We start from the raw sequence: 21,858 nt of genomic DNA on the forward strand, positions 1-21,858 counted from the left end.
GGGTTTGGGCGGGACACGGATGAGGAGATGGAAGTGGTTGGACATCATGCAGAAGGTGATGACGTCGATGTCACAGAACCGGGCGAGGTGGTGGAGGATGTTGAGAAGTTTGTGCTTGGCGGAGTCGTCGAGGAGGGGAAGGCGACCGGCGACGCGGGACATGCAATGGTACGTCGCCGGGAGGGTGGGGTCGGCTTTGATGCGACGGGTTCTCATGGAGTGAGGGCGGGTAAGGGTAGAGGGGCGGCAAGCCTGCGCTGATTTCGTGATTTCGGAAAGGGTGAGCCGGAACGTTGGGGATGTCAATCTAAATGGGCTGTCATATTGTAAATAGAGAGTCAATTCAAAAAGTCTGGCTAATAATTTGTTCGCTCGCCTCCTCACCCGCGCAGTGCTGCGAACCAGGTGGCGGCGATCAGGATGAGGTAGAGCGCCGCGGCAGCGAGATCCGATCGACGTTCCGTGGTCAAGGGGGGGGCGAAGGTGAAGGCGGCGGCGATGCCTCCCCCGCAGAGGAATCCACCCGCATGGGCGAGGACATCCGAGCTGGGCGAGGTGCCAAGGAGGATGAACAGGAGGCTGCCGCCGAGAAGGCCGCGGGTGACCGTGCCGCGGGGGATGTGCCGGGCGTGGAGGTCGGTGAGGAGGGAGACGGTGAGCATTCCGAGGGCGCCCATGACGACACCGGAGGCGCCGAGTCCGATGTAGTCGTGCCCGCGCCACCACCAGGCAAGCAGGTTGCCAAGCGTTCCGGCGAGGAGAGTGCCCAGAAGGGCCGGGCCGGCCCGGTAGCGACCCATGGCGAGTCCGAGCAGGAGAAGGCCCGAGGTGAGGTTGGCAGCGAGGTGGTCGAGGCCGGAGTGGAGGAAGGTGGCGGTGAGGGGGCGCCACCAGTCGCCATGGGCCACCGCGGCCGTGACGAACCGGCCCATGTCGTGGAGGCGGCTTCCCGGGGCTTCGGCTGCCAGATGGAAGGCGATGAGGAGGAGGCACCAGGCGAGGACGCCGCCATGAAAGAGGAAGGGGCCGACACCGGGGGTGAGAAGACTTGGGGAACGGCGGTTTTCGAGGTGGTAGGCGCGCAGCGTCCGGAGAGCGGGAAGGGCGTCGGGCGGATCCACTTCGAGGGACCAGCCGCGTTCGCCCGCCGGGGGGCGGATGACGCAGGCGATCTGCTGGCTGGCCAAGGCAAGGCTCCAATCCATGGCCTGGCGTTCCGAACGGGCGGGAATCAGCACGCCGGCGCCGGGGGCGGGCGGGAGGGGAACGCCGGGATCGATGGGGGCCGGAATCACGTTGGTGACGGTTCCGGTGCCCGGGCAGGTGGAGGAGGGAGGTGGACGGGCTTCATCCTTGAATGAGACGCCGGGTTATCCGCAGTTGGCGCCGACCACGCCGAGGAAGACACCATTGGTTGGCATGGGAACATCGGGTCGATTTTCACCCGGACGCAGATCGAGCACCGTTCGCCGGGCTGAGCACAAGGACGATCTTGTTCCTGGCTAGTCCGGTTGGAGGCGGTTGGGGAAGGCGCGAACCGAGCGGGCGCCGGAGGGCCAGGGGAGATCGGAGCGGGTGCCATCGGGCCAGCGGATGAGAAGGCCTGCGGGATCGATGGGGGCGGCGAGGACCAGGGTGGTGTGGTCCTGGGACCCGTAGCCGGAGCCGGCATGGAGGCCGCGGGCGGGGCCGAGTTGTTTTCCGAAGCGGAGTTGAAGGATGACACCGATGGCGTCGGGATTGGCGGGCGGGCCGGCGAGGGAGATGCGCACCCCGGGTTGACCGCGGGTGTTGCGAAGGACGGTGAGAGGGCTGCGGTATTGGGCGACGGCGAGGTCGGGGCGGCCGTCGCCGTCGAAATCGGCCCCCGCCGTGCCGCGTTGTTCGCCATGCAGGGCGATGCCGGATTCGGCCGGTGGGAGGGCCCGGAAGCCGCCCTGTCCATCCCCGAGAAGGAGCAGTCCGGTGCCGGCATCCTGGCGGGCGGTTTCGACGTCGGTGCCGAAGAAGTTCTGGGCGAGGAAGAGGTCTTCGTGGCCGTCGCCATCGAAATCGGCGACGGCGACGCCGAAGGCCGGTGCGAACTGGGCTTCGATGGGGAGGGGACGGGGTTCGAAGCGGTTGCCGCGATGGAGGAAGAGCATTGAGTCGAGGGTGGTGGCTTCGAGGCGGGTGGCACGGGAGGCGGCGGGGCCGAGCAAATCATGGATGGAGGCGGCTCCGTAGTCGCGGTGGGACGGGAACCGGGCGGCGACGGAGGGGAGGGAGGCGATGACGGCTTTGCGTTCGCGCCACGGGGTGACTTTGGCGAGGAACGGATCGTGGGAGGCCAGCAGGGGGATTTGGGAGCCGTCGCCCGCGAAGTCGCCGTGGTAGAGGAGGATGGGGGAGGGATGCCAGCCGGGGAGGTCGGGGCGCCCGTTGCGACCCCAGTTGGTGGCGACGAGGTCAAGCTGGCCATCGCCATCGAAGTCCCCGGCGGCGATGCCGTTCCAGAGGCCGCGGTACGGGGCGAGGCCGAATTCGGTGGTGGCTTCGACAAGCCGGCCGTCGCGGTTGAGGAAGAGGCGGATGGAATCCCATTCCGAGGCGAGGGCAAGATCGGGGCGTCCGTCTCCATCCAGGTCGGCGAAGACGGCGCCGCTGATGCGTCCCAGGGCGGGGAAGGATTGGGCGACGGTCCATGATCCCGCGTGGGCACGGAGGAGGAAGGAGTGCGCGGCTTCGGGGTAGCGTCCGGGAACGGCGCGACCTCCGACAAAAAGGTCGAGGACACCGTCACCATCGACGTCGGCGAAGGCGAGGGGGCCGGTGGCGGAGGGGGGCAGAGGCCAGTTGGGCAGGCGGGGTGGCGGCGCGGGTGTTGGCGTGGGGAGGGGGACGGCGCGAAACGGTGCGGCGTCGGGGTCGGCATTCTCCCAGTTGGATTCTCCGATCCAGAGGAACGGGGCGCCGGTTGGGCCGGGAGCGACGACGAGGGCGTTCTGGTCGCGGGGGTTGGTGCGGGGGAGACCGGTGAGGGGCAGTTCGTTGAAACCACCGTGGGGAGGGTTCCGATAGGCGAGGGTACGTCCGCCGGTGCCCCCGGAGACGAGGAGGTCCGGTCGTCGATCGCCATCGAGGTCGGTCCAGGCGACGGCGGGGCCGAGGTTGCTCAGGCGACGGGGGAGGAGCGGTTGACGGGCGAAGTCGTCGAAGGGGGCGTCGGTGTGGAGGTGCGGGAGGGGAGGGGTGACAGGGGTGAAGAGGGGGAGGGGCCGGGAAGGAGGCGGGGCGGGTTGGGGAAGGGAGGCGGTTTCGAAGATCTCGTAGAGGCGATTGGGTTGGGCGTGGGGGACGCGGGAGAGGTGGCCGCTGCGCCAGCGGACTTCGATTTCGAGGGAGGTGGCGGAGCCGGTGGCGAAGACGCGCATGGGATCGTCACTCGATGCGTAGCGACCGCCGGCGATCATTTCCTGGGACTGGGTGACGGGTCCGCCCCGGACAGTGATGCGGGCGCCGATGCCGCGGGTGTTCTGGTGGGCGCCGCGCAGTCGGACGGCGAGGCGCGGGGCTGAGGCACGATTGCGATAGACGCGGGCGGGGGCGTTCATGGCGTTGACCACGAGATCGAGGTCGCCGTCGTTGTCGAGGTCGGCGAGGGCGAATCCGTGGGCGACGCCGACGGTGTTGAAGCCCCACTGCTCGCCCACCTCCTCGAAGGTGAGGTCGCGGCGGTTGCGGAAGGCGAGGCTGGGGGTGGCTCGATGCGGGAGGAGGGCGAGGTTTTTCCGGCGCATGGCAGGGGTGGTGTCGCCGCCGGAGCGCCGGATGACGTCGAGGGCATCGGCGTCCTGGAGGTCGTGCAGGTTGCCGGTGGTGACGAGGAGATCTTCCCAGCCATCGAGGTCCACATCGAGGAAGAGGGCGGCCGGGGTCCAGTCGGTGGCGGCGAGTCCGGCGAGGGTGGCGATTTCGGCGAAGGTGCCGTCGCCGCGGGCGAGGTGGAGGGTGTTGCGGGGAATTTCCGGGCGGAATTCCGGGTCTTCGACGGGCCAGGTGACGGAACCTTTGAGGGTGTCGGGTCGCTGCCAGGCGCGGAACTGGCGGCGGGGACTGAGCATGTCGGCGACGAAGAGGTCGTCGTGGCCATCCCGGTTGATGTCGGCGGCATCGACGGCCATCGAGGCGAGGCTGAAGGAGCGGAAGGCATGGCGCGGGGCGGCGCGGAAGCGGCGGCCGCCTTCGTTGAACCAGACGCGGTCGGGCCAGGCGACGAAGTCGTTGCAGACGTAGAGGTCGGGGAGGCCGTCGCCGTTGAGATCACGGAAGAGGACGGAGAGGCCCCAGTCGGTGGGGACGCTGGTGAGGGGTTGTCCGTCTTCGTCGAGGAAGAGGCCGGTGATCCAGGGGATGGGGGCAAAGCGGCCGTTGCCGCGATTGAGGTAGAGGATGTCGGGTTCGCCGCGTTCGATGACCATGGGGGCGCCGTCCGCCTGGGCGAGGGTGATGAAGCGATCGCGGGGTTCGAGGATGCGGGTGCCGTCGGGTTGGGTGCGCATTTCCATGCGGAGGCCGCGTGGATGATCGAAGAAGGTGTCGGTGCGGTAGTTGGTGACGTAGAGGTCGAGGTCACCGTCGCCGTCCACGTCGGCGAGGGCCATGGACGTGGCGCCGTAGGTGGGGGCGAGGCCGACGTCGCGTTCGGTGAAGCGTCCGGTGCCGTCGTTGAAGAAGGCGCGGGTTCCGGTGCCGAAGCCATTGACGAGCAGGTCGAGGTCGCCATCGCCGTCGAGGTCCACGAGGACGGCGCCCGTTGAGAACTGGCCGTGGCAGGCCACGCCGGCGGAGGCGGTGATGTCCTGGAAGCGCCAGTTGCCGAGATTGCGGTAGAGGCGGTTTCCGTTTTCGAGGCCGGTCAGGTAGAGGTCCACGAGGCCGTCGCCGTCGATGTCGCCGAGGGCGACTCCGGAGCCGATTTCGTAGAGGCGATTGGTGGAGAGGGTGGGGTTGGACAGGAGGTTGCTGAAGTTGATGCCGGTGACCGAAGGGGGAAGGAGGTCGAAGCCAGGGGGGCCTGGAGCGGGGGCGGGGAGTTCGGCGTATCGGTAGCCGGGGGTGTTGTGCCAGATGAGGGGGCTGGATGAGGCGGGCCGGGAGGGGGAGAGCAGCAGGAGCAGGGCGATGGCGGGCGGGAGCCATCGGAGGCGGGGTTGGAACCGATGGCGGAATCGGGAGGAGACAGGAGGGACAGCGCTCATGGCCTCAGGGGGTCCGTGGGATTGCTGGCCTGGTGGAACCCGGCCGTCCGGAGGGGTGAGAGGGAGGAGAGAGGGGACTGGAAAAGAAGAGGGGGACCGGATGGCTCCGGTCCCCCGTGTCATGGGTGGGTACGTTCATGGCCGGTTGAGCCGGCCCGAGGGATTCAGTTCCGGGTCCGGAGGTAGCGTTGGGCGCCGGTGGCGGGGATGGTGGCCGGGCTGGTGGCGCCGGCGACGGGGCTGAAGGGACCGGTCACGGCATCGGCGCCTTCGAGGGTACCGGTGAAGGTCACGCGGATATTGGCGCCATCGCGGACGACGCTGAGGGTGGGGGTGGGACCGGTGGGCGCCGGGGGATCGTTGAAGTCCCAGTGGGCGACCAGGCCGGGATTGCCGGTGACGGCGCCGGGGGCGGTGCCGGAGGCGAGAGCCGCGATCTGGGCCGCGGTGAGGGCGGTACGGAAGACGGCGAAGTCATCGAGGATACCCGCCATGCGGTTGTCGTTGACGCCGGGTCCGCCACCGATCATGAGGCTGGTAAAGTCCTGGGGCAGGGGATCGCCGAAGCCGGAGTGGAACAATTCGCCATTGATCCAGATTTCCTTTTCCTCGGCGCGCTTGACGAAGACGAAGTGGTGCCACTGTTCCCACCAGGCGGCGGTGCCGGAGTATCCGGGATAGCTGGAGATGTTGAGGTTGATGCGGGTTGAGTCACCGGCGCAGCAGCCCGAGTTGTCGAAGTAGATGGTGCTGTCACCCCAGGGGATGTGGGCCTGGAAGCCGCGGCTGGAACTCGGGCTGGAGGGCGAGAGGGCCCAGAAGGCCGAGGAATTGCGGACGGTGTGAAGCTTCTGCCAGACCGCGAAGGTGAGGTTGTCGTCGGCCGAGGCGGCGTTGAGGAAGGTGGCGTCATTGACGCTGACGATGCCGGCCGGGGCGACGGGGAAGTCCATGCCGTAGTCGCCCGGCTGTCCGGTGCGACCGCCTCCATCGGCGGTCCACTGGGCGCCGGCGATGACGAAGCCGACCTTGCCATCGACCTTGTCGCGGGTGAGGGGCGGGATGGTGAAGGACCAGGACTCGGTGCGGGTGTTGCCGCCATGGGTGAAGGAGATCGAGGCCGACTGGGTCGAGGGCGACGGGAAGTCGGTGGGGGGATCGTAGGTCACGGTGATGACATTGCCGGCGCGATTGACGGTCGCGGTGACGGGCGAGCCATTGAGGGAGAGTTGGATGGAGGCGTCGGCCACGGCGGTGGGGCCTTCCTCGATGACGACCACGATGTTGGCGGTCGGGGAGGTTTGGGGTTCGCCGGGGGCGGGGACGACGCGGGTGATGGCCGTGGGGCTGCCGGTGGTGGTGGCGCGGTAGGCGCGGAAGCCCCCGCTGGCGCTGTCGTTGATGAGGGCGCGTTCGCCGTCGGCCTTGACGCTCTTCCATTCGATGTTGGCGCCGCCGCCGCCTTCGTACCACATGGTGCGGAAGGGATAGACGCCGGCCTGATCGACGACGACGCGGTAGAGGGTGTCGGCTGCGCCGCGCCCGCCGACGAACTGTCCGGCGAGCTGGGCCCGGAAGACATCGCGCACGTTGCCGGCAAGGGTCTGGAAGCCGTCATCGCTGTTGACGATGAGGGTGTGCACGCCGGCGGGGAGTTCGATGAAGGTCCAGATGTAAGCGGCGATGCCGTCGGTTTGACCCGATTCACCGAGGCCAGGGATGCCGGGCATCTGTTCGTCCGGGGTGAACTCGCCGTTGGCCTCGAATTCGCTTTGGTTGAGGTTGATCACGCCGGGGATTTCGAAGCGGATGGGCATGCGATCGTTGGCGCCGGCGACGCCGCGGGCGAGGGCGGGTCCGATGGAATCGGGATCGGCGAGATTGACGCCGAGGAGACCCGCGAGCTGCTGGGTGGGGCGGGTGTTGTCGTTGGCCTGGAAGGCGGCGTTCTGGTGGACCTCCCAGATGAAGCCCGGCTTCGAGGTGTCGGGGGTGACGGCGAGGTCTGGGGTCAGGAGGGCGTAATCGACGACGGTGAAGGTCCAGTTGAGGGTGCGGTCCTGTCCGTCATTGAAGGCCAGGGCGACCGCGTGCTGGGAGCGGGGCGCGAGCCGGCCAGGGGGTTGGTAACGGACGGTGGTGATATCGCCGGCTTTGGTCACGGTCGCGGCAACCTCGCTGCCGTTGAGGCTGAGCCGGACGCTGGCCTGATTGACGGCGGCACCGGAGAGCTCGATCACAACGGGGGTGTCGAAGGCGGCGGTATTGGCATTGGGAGTGGGGGTCGCGGTCCGGACGAAGGTCGGTGCGGTTCCGGTAACCGAGCGATAGGCCTTGATGGTGGACGCATCGCTGTTGACCAGGGCGCGGGTGCCGTTGGGCAGGACCTGGACGAACTCGATGTTGGCGCCGCCGCCGCCTTCCTGCCAGATGAGGCGGGTGGCATAGAGGCCGGCCCTGGTGACACGGATGGACATGACGGTGTCCGCCGCGCCGCGACCGCCGTCGAACTGACCGACGAAGGTGGCGAGAACATCCTTGGGGGCGGCACCACCCATGGAGAGGCGGAAGCCATCGTCGCTGTTGACGATGAGCGTGTGGGTGCCCTCGGGGATGTCGAGCCAGGTCAGGGCCTCGGCGGCGATGCCGTCGGTGCTGCCGGTCAGGCCGGGGATGCCGGGAAGGAAGTCGTCATCGGGCATGCTGCCGATGGAGACGCCGTCCTGGTTGAAATTGATGACCCTGCTGACGATGAACTGGAGGAGGGCATTGTCGGCGGTGCCCAGTTTCACGCCGGGTCCGTCGGCGCCGCCCTGTTCGTAGTCGGCCGCGTAGTTGGGGAGGGGATTGCCATCCCCGTCGCGGAGAAGACCGGCGAGGGCCTCCTCGGTTTTCTGGATGGTTGTCCGTTGGTCCGCCTCATTCTGGAACACGTTCCAAAGGAACCCGCGCTGGGCGGTGTTGGCGGAGCTGGAGGGGAGGGCGAACGTCTCGGGAATGACCACCTGGGCGCTGGCAGGGACCGAAAGCAGTCCGGCCAACGCGGCGGCGATTCCAAGACGCAGGGATCGAGGAGTCATGGGGTTGGAATGGTATGATTTTGGGTTGATGACGATCGACAGGTGTCGATGGCACCCGATTCCGGCCCAACCCACGGCCCTCCCTGTGGAGGTTCATGATTCCGCGGACCCGCAATGATGTTGGGCCGTTGGATGGCTGGCTGGGACAGCGTCGGGAACGGGGAGAGGGAATCCGGCCGGGAGATGAGTGGCAAGCAGAATTATTATCCCGTGAGCATGGATCTCTTATGTAAGAGTCCATTAGGGCCTGTTCGTGCGTGTCGCGATAAGATTGCTGCTTGGAAGGCGAGGAGGAGGGCGGAGACCTGAGACCTGAGGCCTGAAGCCTGAAAGCTGAGGCCTGAGGCCTGAAAGCTGAGGCCTGAGGCCTGAAAGCTGAGGCCTGAGGCCTGAGGCCTGAGGCCCGGTTCCCAGGCGGAATGGGAGGTCCGGGCAAGATCGAGCCCATCGGGCCGGCACAAAGGCGGCGATTGAACGGTGTGCCTGCGGGTTCGAGGACGAGGACGAGGACCGCCCTTCGGGATGAGTACGAGATGCGCCGAGGGATGGCTTGGGCGAGTTCCAAGGGCCTGAGATGCGGTTGGCACGAGGGATTGAGGCGAATGGTTTTGACCGGGGTTGGGGCGGGCGGTGAGGTTTCGGGGATGAAGGCATGGATGGTCTGGCCCTTGCTCGCGGTGGTGGTCTCGTGCGCTCATCGGCCGGTGCAACGGGTGACCATGGACTATCCGCAAACGCGCCGGGAGGCGGTGTCGGACACGTATCACGGGGTGACGGTGGAGGATCCGTACCGGTGGCTGGAGGATGACCGGTCGGAGGAGACGGCGGCGTGGGTGGAGGCGCAGAACCGGGTGACGTTTGGGTATCTGGAGGCGATTCCGGAGCGGGCGGCGATCTCGAACCGGCTGACGCGGCTGTGGAACTTCGAGCGTTGGGGCAATCCGGGGCGGCGGGGGGAGCGGTATTTTGTGTCGAGGAACGACGGTCTTCAGAACCAGTCGGTGCTGTACACACTGGAGGGATTGGAGGGTGAGATGCGGGTGCTGCTGGATCCCAACCGGCTTTCGGAGGACGGGACGGTGGCGTTGAGCGGGGCGACGGCGACGGAGGACGGGGCGCGACTGGCGTACGGGGTGGCGCGGTCGGGATCGGACTGGCAGGAATGGCGGGTGCGGGATGTGCGGACGGGGGAGGATCTTCCCGACGAGATCCGTTGGGTGAAGTTTTCGCGGGCCTCGTGGACGCGGGACGGGCTGGGGTTCTACTACAGCCGGTACGACGCACCGCCGGAGGGGGCACGACTGACGCAGGCGAACTACTTCCACAAGCTGTATTACCACCGGCTGGGAACACCGCAGGACGAGGACGAGCTGGTGTATCACCGGCCGGACCGGAAGGAATGGAACTTCAGCGGCACGGTGACGGATGACGGGCGGTATCTGGTGATTGTGGCGTACGAGGGGACGGATCCGCGGAACCGGGTGCTCTACCGGGACCTGACGGTGGAGGGATCGCCGGTGGTGGAATTGCTGATGGACTTCGACGCGGACTACACGTTCATCGACAACGACGGGCCGGTATTCTGGTTTCGGACGGATCTGACAGCACCGCGGGCGCGGGTGATTGCGATCGACGTGACGCGACCGGAGCGGGAGGCGTGGCGGGAGGTGATCCCGGAAGCCGAGGACACGCTGACGCGGGTTTCGGTGGTGGGGGACCGGTTCCTTGCGCATTACCTGAAGGATGCGCGGAGTGTGGTGAAGGTGTTCGGGCTGGACGGGGGATTGGAGCGGGAGGTGGATCTGCCGGGACTGGGATCGGCGTCGGGATTTGACGGGAAGCGGACGGACCGGGAGACCTTCTACACGTTCACCGGGTTCACCATGCCGGCGACGGTGTACCGGTACGACGTGGAGACGGGGACCAGCACGGTATGGCGGCGGCCGAGGGTGGATTTCGATTCGGACGCCTACGAGACGCGGCAGGTGTTTTACGCGAGCAAGGACGGGACGCGGATTCCGATGTTTGTGACGCACCGGAAAGGCTTGGCGCTGAACGGGCGGAATCCGACGTACCTTTACGGGTACGGGGGGTTCAACATCAGTCTGACGCCGTCGTTCTCGGTGGCGATCGCCGCTTGGCTGGAGATGGGGGGGGTGTATGCGATGCCGAATCTACGGGGCGGCGGGGAGTATGGGGAGGCGTGGCACAAGGCGGGGATCAAGCTGAACAAGCAGAATGTATTCGATGATTTCATCGCGGCGGCGGAATGGTTGATCGCCAACGGGTACACGGCCCCGGAGCGGTTGGCGATCGGGGGCGGGAGCAACGGCGGGTTGCTGGTGGGAGCGTGCATGACGCAGCGGCCGGAATTGTTTGGGGCGGCGCTGCCGGCGGTGGGGGTGCTGGACATGCTGCGGTTCCATCGGTTCACCATCGGGTGGGCCTGGACCAGCGACTACGGGAGCAGTGACGATCCTGAGGAATTCCGGGCGTTGCACGCGTACTCGCCGTATCACCGGCTGCGTCCGGGAGTGCGGTACCCGAGCACGATGGTGACCACGGCGGATCACGACGACCGGGTGGTGCCGGCGCACAGTTTCAAGTTTGCGGCGCGGCTACAGGAGATGCATGCGGGGCCGAATCCGGTCCTGATCCGGATCGAGACCAAGGCGGGTCACGGGGCGGGGAAGCCGACGAGCAAACTCATTGCCGAGGCGGCAGACCGGTGGGCGTTCCTGGTGCGGGAACTGGGGATGCGGGTGCCGTGGAGGTAGGGGGGAAGTCTGGAAACCCTCCGGGTTTCCGGGCCTGCGGGTTCGAGGACCAGGACGAGTACCGCCCTTCGGGCTGAGTACGAGGACTGAGGAGGGAGAAGGGGTGTGGTGCAATGGGTTGTGGACTCGCGGAGCTCGTCCCTCCGAAAGGTGGAATGCGGTGGTGAAATCGGAGGGCTGAGGACTGCGAGGCGCAGGGAAGGGGTGCGATGGGAAGGGGACTTGCGGAGCTCGTCCCTCCGAATCACCGGTCGCGCCTGCGCGTTCCCCGTCAGCGGCCGATGGCGAGGCGTTCGGCGAGGCGCGGGGGCAGGCCGGCGTCGAGGATCTTCTTCTGAGCCTTGGCGATGTCGTAGGGGAGGCGCCGGAGTTCGATGGTGTTCTCCGTGGTATCGTAGATGACGTAGGCGGCGCGGGGATTGTTGTCGCGGGGTTGTCCGACGCTGCCGACGTTGACGAAGTACTTCTTGCCGGGCTCGATGCGGAAGCGGGAGTAGGTGCCGCCCTTGACGACGCTGTCGCGGACGAAGGCGACAGGGACGTGGGTATGGCCGAAGAAGCAGACGGAGGTGTTCTGGTAGGTGAAGCTGGAGGCGGCCTCGAGTTTGTCGAAGACGTACTGCCAGCGCTGGGGGGCGTCGAGGGTGGCGTGGACGATGGTGAAGCTGCCGACGAGGCGGAGGTATTTCAGGTCATGGAGCCACTTGCGATCCTCGGCGCTGAGCTGCTGTCGGGTCCAGGCGACGGCTTCGAGGGCGAGGGGGTTGAAGCCCTCGGCAAAGGCGTCGTTGGAGCAGTACTCGTCGTGGTTGCCCTTGACGCAGGGCATGTTCATGTCGCGAACGATGTCGAGGCACTGTTTGGGGTTGGCGCCGTAGCCGACGACATCGCCGAGGCAGACGTAGTGGGTGCAGCGCTGCTCCTTGGTGTCGGCGAGGACGACCTCGAAGGCGTCGAGGTTGGCGTGGATGTCGGCGATGATCGCGTATCTCATCTTGCGTGTACTACCGCAGGATCTGGAATCCACGCAGATCGCCGCGCGGCTCGGTCCATTGAACGGTTTCGTTTCGGATACAGGGGCCCAGGCCGGAATCCCGGAGGGCAAGGCGGAAGGCTTCGAGTTCCCCGCGGGCGCCCTCGGCGATCAGTTCCACCGATCCGTCGGTACAGTTCCGCACCGTGCCGCAGACGTCAAAGCCGCGCGCGAGTTCGCGCGCGGTGTAGCGGAAGCCGACACCCTGAACCTTTCCCGAGTACTGCACGATGACGCGTTGACGCTCTGCCTTCACACCGCCGTTTCCAACCTTCCGGCATATCGCATCGTTGCCGAAGGATCGGGGACCGACCCTTCCGGGAACGAACGCGGGGGACGATTGAAGCGGAAGGGGGGCACTGGCCTCAATGTTTTTGATGGGTGGCGGGGAGCAGCGGGTGTCGGACCAAAATCTTCATTAAGCAGCCAGCGCGAGGGAGTCGTTGCGGGCGGAGTGGAGGTTAAGCCTGAGTTTCCAGAATTCCGAGGTGCGTCGGCTGCTATGAATGCACCGCAAGGCGAGGATGTTCTCCGCTCCCGGTTCTGACCACCGCATGCCGGACTGTTTGCATCGCGCCCCGATGACGGTCTTGCAACCGGCTTCGACGACACCCGAACCGATGAAGTACCCCTTCGCGCGGAAGGTGCCGTACTGCATGCGCTCGACGTTGTTCACGAAGTAGCCCAAGGCCGAGTCGACCGCAGCCTCGGCTGACCGGCCGCGTGACTCCCGTCGGCTCTGGTCGATCAGACCGCGGACTCCGTCGCGCAGCAGGCGCTTGGCCCAGCGACGAAGTCGGGCCTTGTAGTCGGGATGATCCTTGCCGATGAGCGCGTCCAGGACCGTGCCCGCATGTTCCATGGCGTGGAAGAAGTCGACGATCTGGATGGCATCCTTGAAGCAGTCGCGCCCCATGCGCTCCAAACCGGCGGCGCCGTCGATCAGAAGCACCACCTGCTTGGCCGTGCCCATCCCCCGGCGGAGCGCTTCCCGGCGCAGGATGGGGCCGAACTGATCGATGGACTCGAGGCTGGAGACATAGGTCGTCGACTCGTGGTCACGGATAGGGTGCCCCTCGGGATCGCGGCCGTGCTGGGTGAACACGCAGCCAAGGTACACTTGGGCTGTCTTGGCCGAGCCGTCGGGTTGCTTTCCGCGCCGGCCGGCCAGGACTTCCTTGCGCATGGGAATGCCGGTACCATCGCCACTGACGTACAGGACAGAAGCGTCGGTCGAACCCAACGGCCCCTCCCGTTCCTGCCACGCCTGGGCGGCCGAACCAACCCGTTGGACCACGCGCTGGATTTGGCGGGCGCAAACGCGGATGCCACCGGTTTCGGCGAGGTGGCGCTCGGCTTTGTCGAAGCCGGTTTCGTCGGCGCCTTCCAGGCACATCAAGCGTGCCAAGGCTGGGGTGTACGCGACCTCCAGGCCCAGGGCGGCATCAGCGGGGAAATGACCCTGCTTGCGACGGGGGTTGTAGTAATAGTCGCGCTCGATGGCGAAGGAGCCAAAGAGGCATTGAACATCGAGCACCTGCCGGCCCTTGAAATGTTCTCCCGGCTTGGGCTGGTAGGAGCGATCGATGCGCTCGGCCGCCTGCTGCAGCAGGAAACCGACGAGGGCGGTGGCGGGTTTGAAGATCGCGGTACGGACCAAGGTCTCGAGCTGCTGCACCGCCTCGCCCGAGGGCGCCTGGGCGGAGAACCTCGCCATCAAGTCCGAGATCTCGGCTTCCTGGGCGAGGAGGCAGGGGAGATCTTTTTTTTTAGGGAATCCGGGAAGCGGTTCTGCCGGGTGTGATCGACGGTGAGATCGATGAAGGCTTGGGCGAGGGCCTCGAACTGGAGGCGGTTGTCGATGGCGGCCTGGAGGGCGGGGGCGTCGTCTGCGGAGACGCGTTGGGTTTGGTTGGTGCCGTCGTTCCAGACCTGGTGTTTGAAGTAGGGGCCGGTCTTGGAGCCTGAGGGAGAAGCACGAAACTCGGCCTTGAGGCTGCCGAGTTCCATGGAGTCGAGGGCGGCCATTTGCTGGAGGAGTGCGGTGCGTTTGGCGAGAAAGGAGTCGCTCATAGGGCCAATCTGTCTAGCCGCTAGACAGTTCGCATCAAAAAAGGGTCATAAACCGATCCTCTCCCGGAGTTTGTCATGCACCCGGGAGCAGCGGGGTGGCGGTGGGGATCAGGCGGCGCCATCGCTGCCGGCGATGCGGTGACCGACGCCTTCGTGGAGGAGGGCCTTGAGGTAGGAGCGGTTGAGGCGGGTGATGAAATCGAGGCTGATTTCCTTGGGACAGACGGCGGCGCAGGAGCCGGTGACGGTGCAGGTGCCGAAGCCTTCGCCGTCCATGGCGGCGACCATGGCGAGGACGCGTCGGTGACGTTCGGGCTGGCCCTGGGGGAGGAGGCCGAGGTGGGAGACCTTGGCGGCGACGAAGAGCATGGCGCTGGCGTTCTTGCAGGCGGCGACACAGGCGCCGCAGCCGATGCACTGGGCGGCATCCATGGCGCGGTCGGCGACCTCCTTGGCGATGGGGATGGCATTGCCATCGGGGGCGGAGCCGGTCCGGACGCTGATGTAGCCGCCGGCCTGGATGATGCGGTCGAAGGCCGACCGATCGACGACGAGGTCGCGGAGGATGGGGAAGGGCTGGGCGCGGAAGGGTTCGATGGTGATGGTGTCGCCGTCGCGGAAGCTGCGGAGGTAGGTCTGGCAGGTGGCGATGGCGCGGCCGGGCCCGTGGGGTTTGCCGTTGATGGTGAGGCAGCAGGTGCCACAGATGCCTTCTCGGCAATCGTGGGCGAAGGCGATGGGTTCCTCTCCGCGGCTGGCGAGGCGGTCATTGACCACGTCCAGCATTTCGAGGAAGGACATGTTGGGGTTGAGGTCGGGAGCTTCGTAGGTACGGAACTCGCCGGGGGCGGAGGGACCTTTCTGGCGCCAGACGCGGAGGTGAACTTTCATGGAGGCAGGAGGAGGGAGAGGGGTTGGTTGAGGCGCCTCACTTGTAGGAGCGGGTGGTCATCCTGGTGAACTCGTAGGTCAGCGGTTCGATGTGGCGGGTGGGGGGGCGATCCTCGCCCTCGAAGCCCCAGACGGCGGCGTGGGCGAAATCGGCGTCGTTGCGGAGGCATTCGCCCGCCTCCTGGTGTTCCTCGCGGTAATGGCAGCCGCAGCTTTCCTCGCGGGCGAGGGCATCGCGGCACATGAGTTCGCCGAGTTCGAGGAAATCGGCGACGCGATGGGCGACTTCGAGGGACTGGTTGAGGGACATTTCCTCGCCGGGGACATTGACCTCCTTCCAGAAGGCCTCGCGGAGCGGGGGGATTTCGCTGAGGGCGCGTTCGAGGCTCTGCCGGGTGCGGGCCATGCCGCAGCCATCCCAGAGGATGCGACCGAGGGCCTTGTGGAATTCGGAGATGTTGCGCTTGCCCCGGCGGCCGAGGAGGCGATGGACACGGTCCTGGGTGTCCTTGACGGCGGCGGTGAACTCAGGGGCATCGGGCTTGGGGGTGGAGCCCGGTTTCAGCGTGGCGAGGTAATCCCCGATGGTATAGGGGATGACGAAGTAGCCATCGGCGAGGCCCTGCATGAGGGCGGAGGCGCCGAGGCGGTTGGCGCCGTGATCGGAGAAGTTGGCCTCACCGAGGACGAAGAGGCCGGGGATGTTGGACATCAGGTTGTAGTCCACCCAGAGGCCGCCCATGGTGTAATGGACGGCGGGGAAGATGCGCATCGGAGTGCGGTAGCCGTCCTCGCCGGTGATCTCGTGGTAGATGTCGAAGAGATTGCCGTAGCGTTCCTTGATGGTCTTGAGGCCGAGGCGCTGGATGGCGTCGGAGAAATCGAGGTACACGCCGAGGCCGCTGGAGCCCACGCCGCGGCCCTCGTCGCAGACCCGCTTGGCGGCGCGGCTGGCGATGTCGCGGGGGGCGAGGTTGCCGAAGGCGGGATACATCCGTTCGAGGTAATAGTCGCGGTCCTCGTCGGGGATCTGGTGTGGGGCGCGTTGGTCGCCGGGCTTTTTGGGGACCCAGCATCGTCCGTCGTTGCGGAGCGATTCGGACATCAGGGTGAGTTTGGACTGATAATCACCGCTGACGGGGATGCAGGTGGGATGGATCTGGGTGAAGCAGGGGTTGGCGAAGCCGGCGCCGCGGCGGTAGGCGCGCCAGATGGCGGTGGCATTGGAGCCGCGGGCGTAGGTGGAGAGATTGAAGACGTTGCCGTAGCCGCCGGTGGCGAGGAGGACGGCATCGGCGGCGTGCCGTTCGATTTCACCGGTGACGAGGTTGCGGGTGACGATGCCCCTGGCCTGGCCGTCGAGGACGACGAGGTCGAGCATTTCGGTGTTGGGGAACAACTGGACGGCGCCGGCGCCGACCTGTTTGGAGAGGGCGGAGTAGGCGCCGAGGAGCAGTTGCTGTCCGGTCTGGCCGCGGGCGTAGAAGGTGCGGGACACCTGGGCGCCGCCGAAGGAGCGGTTGGCGAGGAGGCCGCCGTATTCGCGGGCAAAGGGGACGCCCTGGGCGACGCACTGATCGATGATGCCGACACTGACCTCGGCGAGGCGATGGACGTTGGATTCGCGGGCGCGGAAGTCACCCCCCTTGATCGTGTCGTAGAAGAGCCGGTGCACGCTGTCGCCATCGTTCTGGTAGTTCTTGGCGGCATTGATGCCGCCCTGGGCGGCGATGGAGTGGGCGCGGCGGGGGCTGTCGTGAAAGGTGAACGCCTTGACCCGGTAGCCGAGTTCGGAGAGGGATGCGGCGGCGGAGGCGCCGGCGAGGCCGGTGCCGACCACGAGGACCTCGTAGCGCCGTTTGTTGGCGGGGGAAACCAGGCGGATGCTGCTGCGGTGTCGGGTCCACTTTTCGGCCAGGGGGCCAGGAGGGGATTTGGCGTCGAGGTTCATGGCGGGGGAGGGGGGGCGGTCAGGAGATGAGGCGGAGGTACACGGCGGCGGGGATGGCGGCGTAGCCGGCGAAGATGGCGATGGCGAGGCCCTGGGCGATCCGTTCTAGGCGTTGCCGCCAGGCGCCCTCCATCCAGCCGAGGGATTGGAACATGGCGCTGGCGCCATGGCTGAGGTGGAGGGAGAGGAGGCCGACGGCGACCAGGTAGAAGACGGTCACGATGGGTTGGCGGAAGCCGGCGACGAGCATGGCGTGGACGTCGCGATACCCTTTTTGAGGGCCGTGTTCGACGACCAGTTGGGTGAAGTCCTTGGCCGGGCTGGTGGCGGGCAGGAGATTGACGGCAGGGGCCTGGACGGTGAAGTGGAGGAGGTGATAGACGACGAAGGCGGCGACCACGAGGCCGGTCATGAGCATGTGCCGGGACGCCCAACTGGCGGCGTAGGGAGTGGTGCCGGCGCCGTAGGAGGCGGGTCGGGCTGCCTTGTTGCGGAGGCTGAGGCTGATGGCGGCCCACAGGTGGAGTCCGACCACGGCGAGGAGGCCGAGGCGAACGGTCCAAAGGACCGCGGCGTTGCTGTGGAGGAGGTGGCCGTAGGCGTTGATGCGCTCCTTGGGGAGGAACATCTGGAGATTGCCGACGAGGTGCCCGATCACGAAGAGGAAGAGGGCGGCGCCGGTGGCTCCCATGATGACCTTCAGGCCGAGGGAAGACCGAACAAAGAGCAGCAGCGGTTTCATGACTCGCGATCCGATCGACTACAATCCGCCAGGGCATGGAGGACGGTTCGCTGCAAAGGCCGGAGACGACCCTTGGTGATACGACCCTTGGTGATCATTAGTTGCTCACCTTCTTCCGGCCGGATTGCCTGGCTGAATCTTATGGAGAGTCTAGGGGGCGGGGTATCGTCCGGCGAGAGAAAACTTTACGCGGGCCGACCTTCGGAAGGCGCGGGAGGGCGGGTCCAGGCGAGCAGATCGCGGAGCGATTGGATCTGCAGGTCCTGGGAAGGGGCATCGCGGCGGAGGTGGAGGGCACGCAGGCCTGCGGCGGTGGCCCCGGCGAAATCGTTGCCGAGTTCGTCGCCGACATGGAGGACGGAGGCGGCGGGGCGGCCCAGTTGGCGGAGGGCTTCTTCGAAGATGACGGGGGAGGGTTTGGCGAAGCCGGTTTCGCAGGAGATGACGAGGCAGTCGAAGTAGCGGTCGAGGCGGAGGGCGGCGAGGAGGGGGCGGAGGCGTTCGTCCCAGTTGGAAACGATGCCGAGGTCGATGCCCTGGGCGGCGAGGGCGTCGAGGGTGGGGAGAACATCGTCGAAGACGCGCCAGGCGGACGGTTGGGCGAATTCGTCGTAGAGGGCGGGAAAGAGGGAGTCGGGGAGCGGCGCGGAAGTCAGGGGCGAGAAGACCTCGTGGACGAGGCGCTGCCAGTCGGAGCGGGAATGGTGGAAGGGTTGGATGCGGCGCCAGGCGTCCTGGAATCGGGATTGGAGGGCCTCCGGGGGAAGGGCGGGATAGCCATGACGGGCGGCGACGCGGGCATAGACAGCGCCGACGGTAGGGTGGGGTTGCAGGAGGGTGCCGCCGACGTCGAAGGTGATCGCCTGGAGGGCAGGGTCGCTGAGGCTCATGCGGGCGTCCCGTGGATCACGGGCGCTGGTGGCTGAGAAGCCATTCGTAGAGGGCGGGGTTGTCGTAGGTTTCGGTCCACGAATCGTGTCCCGCCTCGGGATAGACGGTGAGTTTGGGCTGGTTGCCGATGCGGCGGTAGGCCTCGATCATCCGTTCCGATTCGGCGAGGGTGACGACGGTGTCCTTGGCGCCGTGGAAGGCCCAGATGGGGAGGCGGGCGAGGGCATCCCGTGCGGGACCGGCGGAGAGCCAGACGGGGATCGGGTCGCCACCGCCGCAGATGGGGACGATGGCGGCGAAGCGGTCGGGGGAGGCGGAGGCCCAGGCCCAGGTACCGAAGCCGCCCATGCTGAGGCCGGTGAGATACACGCGTTTGGGGTCCACGGCGTGGCTCTGGAGGAGGTCAGAGAGCATGGCATCGAGGGCGACGGTGTCCCAACGTTCGCCGGGCGGGCATTGGGGGGAGGCCACGATGAAGGGGAAGTCGGGGCGTTGCCCGACGATCTTCGGGGGGCCGTGGCGGGTGACGAGTTGGAGGTCGTGTCCTCGCTCGCCGGCGCCATGGAGGAAGATCATCAGGGGCCAGCGGCGGGCGCCATCGGCCTGGTAATCGCTGGGGAGGAAGAGGAGGTAGGGGACGGAGACCTGGCGGCGGATGGTGATTTCGATCCGCTGGGGATGCTGGCGTCCGGGGTTGAGTTCCGCGGCAGGCATAGGAGAAACGTGGGTCAGCAGAAGGGCGAGAGGAAGGGCCCGGCGTGCAAGGAACCGAAGGAAGGCGGTCATGGGAGGCGGGCACCTTACGAAGAGTTCGGTGACCGGTCAACGGGGAGACTTGGCAAAGCGATTGCCAAGGGTTGGTCGGGGATGGCAATGCAGGCGGATGACGGAGCCGCGCGACATTCGGAATCTGGCCCTGGTGGGGTTCATGGGGTCGGGGAAGAGCACGGTGGGGCGGATGGTGGCGCGCCAGTTGGGACTGACGTTTGTGGATACCGACGAGGCGGTGGAGGCCCGGACAGGGAAGCGGATTTCGGCGATTTTCGAGACCGAGGGGGAGGCGGCCTTCCGGGCGTTGGAACGGGAGGCATTGGCGGAGTTGGTGGGTTGCGACGACCAGGTGATCGCGACGGGAGGCGGTCTGGTCTGTCAGCCGGGCAACCTGGACCTGCTGAAATCGCGATCGCTGGTGGTGTGTTTGTGGGCGTCGCCGGAGACCATCTGGGAGCGGGTGCGAAACCAGACGCATCGTCCGCTGCTGCGGGTGGAGGATCCTCAGGCGGAGATCCGGCGGCTGATCCACCTGCGATCGGGGGCTTACCGGCAGGCGGATGTACTGGTGAATTCCGGGCTGCGGAGCCTGAGGGAAGTGGCGACGCACGTGGCGCACCACTATCGGATGGCGCGGAGCAAAGGGGGTGGCGGGTGAGGAACCGGCTTGTGAGGCGGGCGCTGGAACTGGGATTCGACGCCTGCGGGGTGAGCCGGGCGACGCCACCCGAATCGGCGGAACGCTATCGATCCTGGCTGGCCGACGGTTGTCACGGGACGATGGGGTATCTCGAGAGGACGGCGGAGAAGCGGGAGGATCCGGGGCGGGTGCTGGAGGGAGTACGATCAGTGGTGGTGCTGGCGGCCTCGTACCATGCCAGCGGGTGGCTGGGGGAGGAACCCGGGAAGGTGGGGCGCGGCGTGGTGGCCCGGTATGCGCGGCACGACGACTACCACGAGGTGCTGGCATCTCGATTGAAGGTATTGGCGGAGGAGGTGAACCGGTGGGGCGGGGAGGGGACGCGGTCGCTCTGGTACGTCGATACGGGGCCGATCCTGGAGCGGGACGTGGCCCAGCGGGCGGGGGTGGGGTTCATCGGGAAGCATACCAATCTGATTGGGCGCCGGATGGGCAATTGGATCTTCCTGGCGGAGATCCTGACCACGGCGGTCATCGAGGAGGATGCGCCGGAGCGCAACCAGTGCGGGAATTGCGAGCGCTGCCTGACGGCGTGCCCGACGGGGGCGATCACGGAGCCGTTCCGGCTGGATGCCCGGCGATGCATTTCCTACCTGACGATCGAGCTCAAGGGTTCCATCCCGGAAGGCTTGAGGCCGGCCGTGGGGAACCGGATTTTCGGGTGTGACGACTGCCTGGCGGCCTGTCCGTGGAATCGGTTTGCGGTGGAGGGGCGATTGATGGCGGGGCATCGGCGGGCGGACTTCCATCAACCGGAACTGGTGGAGTGGCTGGCTCTGGATGACGCGGCCTTTCGAGCGAGGTTTGCGGGGACGCCGATGCTTCGGGTCAAGCGGCGTGGCCTGCTCCGGAACGTGTGCGTGGCCCTGGGGAACACCGGGAGCCCGGCGGAGATTCCGGCCTTGGAGCGGGCGGCATCGGACCCGGAGCCGCTGGTGGCAGAGCACGCGCGCTGGGCAATCGACCAGATCCGTCGGCGGATGGAGGCGCGGGTGTAGGCGGGATTGGCCGGGCGCCCTTCCGAGAAGGGCATGGAGACTGGATGGAGCGACTATTCGAGGCCCTTGGGCGGGTTCAGCACGGTGGCGGCGAGGATGGCTTGACGGACGGTTTTGGGGGATTGGAAGAGGGCGTTCACCAGGGCTGCAGGCGCTTCTCCAACAGCCGGGCGGCGGGGCGAAAGGGGCGGGGCGACCCGGGGAGCGGGACGGTGAGGGTGAGTGGAGGACGACCGGTTCCGGGGAGTGCGCGCGGATGAACCGCGTGTCGTGGTGACGGTCCGTGCATGGACGGGCGGCGTAGAGGCCGGCCCGGTCACCGGATAATCCCGACCCGGGGTTGCAGGGTGTGGAACCAAGGCGGGAGCCGGGACGGGTGGGGGAACAGGTGCAGCCGGCTCCAGTACAGGGGGAGGGGGCTCCTGGCGGAGGCCCTCTCCTTCGAGCAGGCGGCGCAGTTGTTCCTGCCAGGATTCCACCGGCGGCGGTGGCGGCACTTCGGGACTGCTGGAGAGGGTCCCGGCGTGCGGGTCGCGCCGGAGTTCCGTTGGCGGTTCGTCAAGGAACTCCGGCTCGGGTTCGACGTCCAGGCCCCGTTTCTCGCGGGAACGTTTCTGGAGGTACTGGGCAATGCCGGTGATGAGGAAGAACAGCAGTGCGGCCAGGATCTCGTACCATTCCGGTGCGGCGAACAGGGGCATGGGCGGTGTG

General features: G+C 66.9%; 17 protein-coding genes. 3 read left to right on the plus strand and 14 right to left on the minus strand.

Annotation, left to right across the window (positions count from 1 at the left end; genetic code table 11):
* The 4 genes from KF833_15630 to KF833_15645 all read right to left on the minus strand — a co-directional run.
* Window positions 1–216: transposase (locus KF833_15630; protein ID MBX3746739.1), on the minus strand; the 216-nt coding region annotated here is incomplete at its 3' end.
* 164 nt (window positions 217–380) lie between these two features.
* Window positions 381–1,295, minus strand: coding sequence for a rhomboid family intramembrane serine protease (locus KF833_15635; GenBank protein ID MBX3746740.1), 915 nt, complete (start codon window positions 1,293–1,295; stop codon window positions 381–383).
* 207 nt (window positions 1,296–1,502) lie between these two features.
* Window positions 1,503–5,240, minus strand: a complete 3,738-nt coding sequence (locus KF833_15640; protein ID MBX3746741.1) for a VCBS repeat-containing protein — start codon at window positions 5,238–5,240, stop codon at window positions 1,503–1,505.
* A gap of 164 nt (window positions 5,241–5,404) precedes the next feature.
* Window positions 5,405–8,320: a hypothetical protein gene (locus tag KF833_15645; GenBank protein MBX3746742.1), complete on the minus strand. Its 2,916-nt coding sequence runs from the start codon at window positions 8,318–8,320 to the stop codon at window positions 5,405–5,407.
* A gap of 719 nt (window positions 8,321–9,039) precedes the next feature.
* Between KF833_15645 and KF833_15650 the strand changes: the two genes are divergently transcribed.
* A complete protein-coding gene (locus tag KF833_15650) occupies window positions 9,040–11,097 on the plus strand; it encodes a S9 family peptidase (protein ID MBX3746743.1) in 2,058 nt (685 codons plus the stop codon).
* Window positions 11,098–11,368: 271 nt separating this feature from the next.
* On the opposite strand, the gene KF833_15655 is transcribed toward KF833_15650, so the two are convergent.
* The 9 genes from KF833_15655 to KF833_15695 form a co-directional block, all read right to left on the minus strand.
* A complete protein-coding gene (locus tag KF833_15655) occupies window positions 11,369–12,091 on the minus strand; it encodes a metallophosphoesterase family protein (protein ID MBX3746744.1) in 723 nt (240 codons plus the stop codon).
* Between the two features lie 10 nt (window positions 12,092–12,101).
* Window positions 12,102–12,413, minus strand: a complete 312-nt coding sequence (locus KF833_15660; protein MBX3746745.1) for an acylphosphatase — start codon at window positions 12,411–12,413, stop codon at window positions 12,102–12,104.
* A gap of 135 nt (window positions 12,414–12,548) precedes the next feature.
* A complete protein-coding gene (locus tag KF833_15665; GenBank protein ID MBX3746746.1) occupies window positions 12,549–13,850 on the minus strand; it encodes an ISKra4 family transposase in 1,302 nt (433 codons plus the stop codon).
* Entirely contained in the window at window positions 13,847–14,203 is a 357-nt protein-coding gene (locus KF833_15670) for a hypothetical protein (protein ID MBX3746747.1), read from the minus strand. The genes KF833_15665 and KF833_15670 overlap by 4 nt, the downstream gene beginning before the upstream one ends.
* A gap of 108 nt (window positions 14,204–14,311) precedes the next feature.
* A complete protein-coding gene (locus tag KF833_15675; GenBank protein MBX3746748.1) occupies window positions 14,312–15,094 on the minus strand; it encodes a succinate dehydrogenase/fumarate reductase iron-sulfur subunit in 783 nt (260 codons plus the stop codon).
* Window positions 15,095–15,131: 37 nt separating this feature from the next.
* The gene (locus KF833_15680; protein MBX3746749.1) at window positions 15,132–17,045 is read right to left on the minus strand and encodes a fumarate reductase/succinate dehydrogenase flavoprotein subunit; all 1,914 of its coding nucleotides are present in this window, start codon (window positions 17,043–17,045) and stop codon (window positions 15,132–15,134) included.
* A gap of 19 nt (window positions 17,046–17,064) precedes the next feature.
* On the minus strand, window positions 17,065–17,787 hold the full coding sequence (locus KF833_15685) for a succinate dehydrogenase cytochrome b subunit (GenBank protein MBX3746750.1): 723 nt from the start codon (window positions 17,785–17,787) through the stop codon (window positions 17,065–17,067).
* 185 nt (window positions 17,788–17,972) lie between these two features.
* Window positions 17,973–18,677: an HAD-IA family hydrolase gene (locus tag KF833_15690; protein MBX3746751.1), complete on the minus strand. Its 705-nt coding sequence runs from the start codon at window positions 18,675–18,677 to the stop codon at window positions 17,973–17,975.
* Between the two features lie 16 nt (window positions 18,678–18,693).
* The gene (locus tag KF833_15695) at window positions 18,694–19,392 is read right to left on the minus strand and encodes a prolyl oligopeptidase family serine peptidase (protein ID MBX3746752.1); all 699 of its coding nucleotides are present in this window, start codon (window positions 19,390–19,392) and stop codon (window positions 18,694–18,696) included.
* A gap of 70 nt (window positions 19,393–19,462) precedes the next feature.
* Between KF833_15695 and KF833_15700 the strand changes: the two genes are divergently transcribed.
* Both KF833_15700 and queG read left to right on the plus strand, forming a co-directional pair.
* Entirely contained in the window at window positions 19,463–20,107 is a 645-nt protein-coding gene (locus KF833_15700) for a hypothetical protein (protein MBX3746753.1), read from the plus strand.
* Window positions 20,104–21,147, plus strand: coding sequence for a tRNA epoxyqueuosine(34) reductase QueG (gene queG, locus KF833_15705; GenBank protein MBX3746754.1), 1,044 nt, complete (start codon window positions 20,104–20,106; stop codon window positions 21,145–21,147). Before KF833_15700 ends, queG begins: the two co-directional genes overlap by 4 nt.
* Window positions 21,148–21,200: 53 nt before the next feature.
* Here the strand turns inward: queG and KF833_15710 are convergent, their stop codons facing one another.
* The gene (locus tag KF833_15710; protein ID MBX3746755.1) at window positions 21,201–21,848 is read right to left on the minus strand and encodes a hypothetical protein; all 648 of its coding nucleotides are present in this window, start codon (window positions 21,846–21,848) and stop codon (window positions 21,201–21,203) included.
* Window positions 21,849–21,858 lie beyond the last annotated feature (10 nt).

The organism is Verrucomicrobiia bacterium (assembly GCA_019634625.1).
Lineage (GTDB): Bacteria > Verrucomicrobiota > Verrucomicrobiia > Limisphaerales > CAIMTB01 > CAIMTB01.